This window comes from Streptomyces sp. NPDC004435, from assembly GCF_042873895.1.
GTDB lineage: Bacteria > Actinomycetota > Actinomycetes > Streptomycetales > Streptomycetaceae > Streptomyces.
Genome location: NZ_JBIAMB010000046.1, coordinates 1 through 3,908, shown reverse-complemented (window position 1 = coordinate 3,908; position 3,908 = coordinate 1). Strand labels below are relative to the sequence as shown.

Here is a 3,908-nt window from a genome sequence, read left to right as displayed (position 1 = left end):
CCGCTCCCACAGGTCGTCCGGAACAAGATCAGCACGCATTCGGACACCCTGCCGACCAAGATCGGCGAGTGCAAGACCCACAGCTCAACTCATTCTGAAACGATCAGTTAGTGAAGAACGACGACGGCGGCCTACCTCAGTCTGTGCACTTCAGCTGGACGAGCCTGGTGATGCGATCGGTGTTGCAACGGAGTTTGCGTAGCAGACGCCAGGTTTTCGGGATGGCCATGGCCTGCTCGCCCGGGCCCGCATGCGCGCGTGGGTGATGTTGACGGACCGGGCAGGCGGCCTGGCCCCGAGAACCAGCGTCCCGCCACCCGCTACGAGGCCGGAAGAGTGCTGGTGTTGCGGCCGGCCGACAGCATCAGTTTCGGTCGGCGTGGTCCGGCCGATGCCGGTCACGCCCACATGGCTCATCCTGGTAGGCATCCAGATTTTCCATGACCCTCGTCATTGATCGGCAGCCGTGCACGTGAGAAGTGAAGATTCCAGGTCCCAGCCCACTCACGTGTGGGAGTCCGTCAGGGTTGGATCCCTGGGTGGACCGTTGCTCGTCTGCGAGGTCGACTCCTTCTCGGACTGGGGCGGTGCAGTGCACAGCCCGGACTGCGAACTGGATCCTGCCTGCGACTACGCCCGCGCCTGGTCGGCGGTCCACCCGGACGACGATGATCTTGAGGCCGCGTTCGTGTGTTTCGGTGAACACGGACGACACGTCGGCCTCATCTGGGAAATGGACCGTGAGGGCAGTGCGGAGATTGCCTACGCCCGGTACCGGAACGTTCCCGCCGGCGAGGACGACAACTTTCTGATCATGCGCTCATGGATCCCCGACGGCCGGACGGACGCGCCGCGTCGGCGTGCCGCCGGGGCACTTGCGGCCGAAGAACAGGAAGTGGGAAAGCTGGAACTCCTCAGCGGCCGGGTGGTTGTCGTCTGGGCCGCGGTGAATGCTCATGAGACCGGTTCGTTCGCTACGCCGCAGGATAGGGCCGAGTCGATCAAGGCCCTGGCACGGCTGAACCCCCCTGTCCAGCTCAACCTGAACGGCCGACCGGGTCTCGGTACGGTGCTGTGGGTCAAGCCGGGCACGTATCGCGTCACCTGCGGATGGCACGAAGGAACTCGGGGACAGTACATGTCCGAGGAAGAGATGTACGGACCAGCACAGTCATATGCGGATGACGACTGGAGCTGTCGCTGGGTTCGCTTCACCCGGTCCGACGACTCCGTCGAGGCGTGAGCGCCTGTTCCTGGGGCCGACATGACATGCCGGTGATCGTGACGGGTCTGCGAGCGGCTCGTCGGGGCCGGCGCGCATGAACTCGACTGTGAGGAGGGGGAGCGAATGGTCGAGTGCGAGGCCGGTCTCGTCCGCCACTTCGCGAAGTGTGGTGGTGAGCGGGTGCTCGCCGTGGTCGGCGAGTCCGCCGGGCAGCTGCCATCCCTTGCCGGCGTATGCCGGCCGCTGGAGGAGGAGGGGGCTGTCGTTGGTGTCGGTGATCAGCGCTCCGGCATACGTCGTGAAGGCGGGGGTGAGAGTGCCAGTTTCCCCTGCGGGGTCGTCGGCAGCGGCCGCAGCCCTTCCGTGCTCACGCGTGACGCTCCACTCGTGCGGTGGTGGGGCGGCCGACGGAGTGGACCGTCCAGCCCGCCGCCGTCCAACGGTCGCGGTCGAGGATGTTGCGGAAGTCGACGGCGGTCGGACTTGCCGCGAGATGGGCGAGGGCTTCGGGGTTGATCTCCTGGTACTGCGGCCATTCGGTACCGATGACCAGTACGTCCGCGTCGATGACCGCGTCGGCGATGTGATTCGAGTACTCCAGTTCGGGGTGGCGCCGGGAGGCGGTGGGGATCGCGACGGGGTCGTGGACGGTGACGCGCGCGCCGCGCTGGTGCAAGAGGCCCGCGACCGCGAGCGCCGGGGACTCGCGTACGTCGTTCGTGCCGGCCTTGAAGGCGGCGCCCAGCATGGCGATCTTGGCGCCGGACAGGTTCCGGTCGAGGGCCGCTGCAACGAGTTGCACCGCGTCCTGCGGGCGGCGGTCGTTCACGGCCTCCGCCGCCAGGAGCAGGGTTTCGGCGTGGTCGACGCCGAGCTGTGCGGCGCTCGCGGTGAAGGCGCGGACGTCCTTGGGAAGGCAGCCGCCGCCGTAGCCGATGCCGGGGCGCATGCCTCCGTGCCCGATCCGCGGGTCGATGCCCAGGGCCTCCACGAGCTGGGCGACGTCCGCGCCGGCCGCCGTGCACATGTCGGCCACGGCGTTGATGTAGGAGATCTTCAGGCCCAGGAAGGTGTTCGCCGCGCCCTTGGTCAGTTCGGCGGTCTCGGGCGTCATGACGAACAGTGGTACGCCGGAGTCGATGATCGGGCCGTACACCTCGCGCACGGTCCGCTCGGCGCGGTCGCTGGTGACGCCGGCGATGATCCGGTCCGGGCGCAGCGTGTCGTCGATGGCGTGGCCCTCGCGCAGGAACTCGGGGTTCCACACCACGTCGACGGCGTCTCCCGCGGGCGCGAGACGCTGTACGAGCTCGGTCAGGCGTTTGGTGGTGCCGACGGTGACGGTCGACTTGCCCATGATCGTGCACGGCCGGGTCAGGTGCGGCGCGAGCTCCCGGACCGCGCCGAAGACCTGCCCGGTGTCGTAGGAGCGGCCGTCGGAGTCGATCGGGGTGCCGACGGCGAGGAAGTGGACGTCGGCGGACTCGGCGGCCTCCTGGAGGCTGAGGGTGAACTTCAGGTCGCCGGAGGCGGTGTGCTTGGCCAGCAGATCCGACAGGCCGGCCTCGTAGATGGGTGCCTGGCCGGAGTTCAGCGCCGAGATCTTCGACGGGTCGGTGTCGACGCCGATCACCTGGTGGCCGAGGTGCGCCATCGCCGCGGCGTGGGGGATGCCGAGGTGACCACAGCCGATTACCGAAACACGCATGTGCGGGTCCTTCTCTGTGCGGGGGAGCACCGGACGGTGCGTTCACGCACGGTATCGGTGAGCGCACCAACTCGGTTGGTCCGCACACTTGTTCAGGTCGGAGAGGTGACCGCTTCGCCGAGGGCCGTGAGCAGGAGGTCGGTGTCGTCGTCCGTCGAGGTGAGCGGCGGCGCGACGACCAGGCCCTGCGTCTTGGACTCGCCCGCACCGGTGAACGGGTAAGAAGACGCCCCGCTCCTCGCCCCCCCCGCATCAGCGGCCACAAGCTGCCCGTGGCGACTTCCACGCCGTACAGCAAGCCCAGACCGCGCACGTCGCGGACGTTCGGCGAGGGCCGGCAGGTCGTGCAGGTCCTCGCCGAGCTGACGACCGCGCCTGCGCAGCGGTTCGTGCTCGATGGCTTCCAGGTCGTCGAGGATGCCGAGGCAGGCGGCGGCCATCAGGGGGTGCGTGGTCATGGTGCCCATCGCCGGGAGCGGGTCGGCGTCCGTGTGGCGGAGGTACCGGGCGATCTTCGGGGATTCGAGGGTGGCGCGACGGGCGTGTACCCGGCTTCGAGGCCCTTGGGGAGGACGACGATGTCCGGCTCGCAGCCCTCCCAGTGCCGGGCGTCGAGTGGCAGGCCGGTGTGCCGCAGGCCGGTCAGGACCTCGTCGTGGATCACCAGGACGTCGCATTCGCGGTCGATCTCCGCCACGCGCCGCAGGTAGCCGTCGAGCGGGACGTAGGCGCCGTCGGCGGTTCCGTTGACCGGCTCGATCAGGATGGCGGCCACGTTCTGCGAACCGCGGGCGTCGGTGGCGTGGGCGATCTCGTCGGCGCACGACGACTCGCAGTCGCAGTCGCAGTCGCAGTCGCCGTCGCCGTTTCCGTGGTCGTGGCACTACATCCCTGCGCCTTTCGGCCTGTACCTGGCGGTAGGCCGGGTGAACGAGGAACTAGCCTCGGCGGATCTCCTGGGTGGTTACGACGGGC

The 3,908-nt window shown here is 68.5% G+C and carries 6 protein-coding genes and 1 pseudogene; 2 read left to right on the top strand and 5 right to left on the bottom strand.

All coding sequences use genetic code 11. The annotated features are described in order from the left end of the window. Nucleotides 1-136: 136 nt before the first annotated feature. Nucleotides 137-279: pseudogene (locus ACFYT9_RS39520) on the bottom strand (IS5/IS1182 family transposase); the annotation flags it as partial. A 268-nt stretch (nt 280-547) separates the two neighbouring features. Here ACFYT9_RS39520 and ACFYT9_RS39515 point away from each other — a divergent pair. Next, entirely contained in the window at nt 548-1,243 is a 696-nt protein-coding gene (locus tag ACFYT9_RS39515; protein WP_389172034.1) for a hypothetical protein, read from the top strand. On the opposite strand, the gene ACFYT9_RS39510 is transcribed toward ACFYT9_RS39515, so the two are convergent. The 4 genes from ACFYT9_RS39510 to ACFYT9_RS39495 all read right to left on the bottom strand — a co-directional run bounded on the left by ACFYT9_RS39510 (nt 1,172) and on the right by ACFYT9_RS39495 (nt 3,708). Next, nucleotides 1,172-1,507, bottom strand: coding sequence for an NUDIX hydrolase (locus ACFYT9_RS39510; protein WP_389172037.1), 336 nt, complete (start codon nt 1,505-1,507; stop codon nt 1,172-1,174). The genes ACFYT9_RS39515 and ACFYT9_RS39510 overlap by 72 nt on opposite strands. An 85-nt stretch (nt 1,508-1,592) precedes the next feature. Then, the gene (locus ACFYT9_RS39505) at nt 1,593-2,933 is read right to left on the bottom strand and encodes a UDP-glucose dehydrogenase family protein (protein ID WP_389172031.1); all 1,341 of its coding nucleotides are present in this window, start codon (nt 2,931-2,933) and stop codon (nt 1,593-1,595) included. 92 nt (nt 2,934-3,025) lie between these two features. After that, entirely contained in the window at nt 3,026-3,391 is a 366-nt protein-coding gene (locus ACFYT9_RS39500) for a hypothetical protein (RefSeq protein WP_389172029.1), read from the bottom strand. Next, entirely contained in the window at nt 3,388-3,708 is a 321-nt protein-coding gene (locus tag ACFYT9_RS39495; RefSeq protein WP_389172026.1) for an aminotransferase class III-fold pyridoxal phosphate-dependent enzyme, read from the bottom strand. Before ACFYT9_RS39495 ends, ACFYT9_RS39500 begins: the two co-directional genes overlap by 4 nt. Here ACFYT9_RS39495 and ACFYT9_RS39490 point away from each other — a divergent pair. Further along, nucleotides 3,698-3,908, top strand: a 211-nt coding sequence (locus tag ACFYT9_RS39490) for a hypothetical protein (RefSeq protein ID WP_389172023.1), incomplete at its 3' end; no start/stop codon positions are given. The genes ACFYT9_RS39495 and ACFYT9_RS39490 overlap by 11 nt on opposite strands.

Excerpts from the sequence above, each read along its gene's own strand:
- ACFYT9_RS39505 (WP_389172031.1), bottom strand. The coding sequence starts at position 2,933 with ATGCGTGTTTCGGTAATCGGCTGTGGTCACCTCGGCATCCCCCACGCC.
- ACFYT9_RS39500 (WP_389172029.1), bottom strand. The coding sequence starts at position 3,391 with ATGACCACGCACCCCCTGATGGCCGCCGCCTGCCTCGGCATCCTCGAC.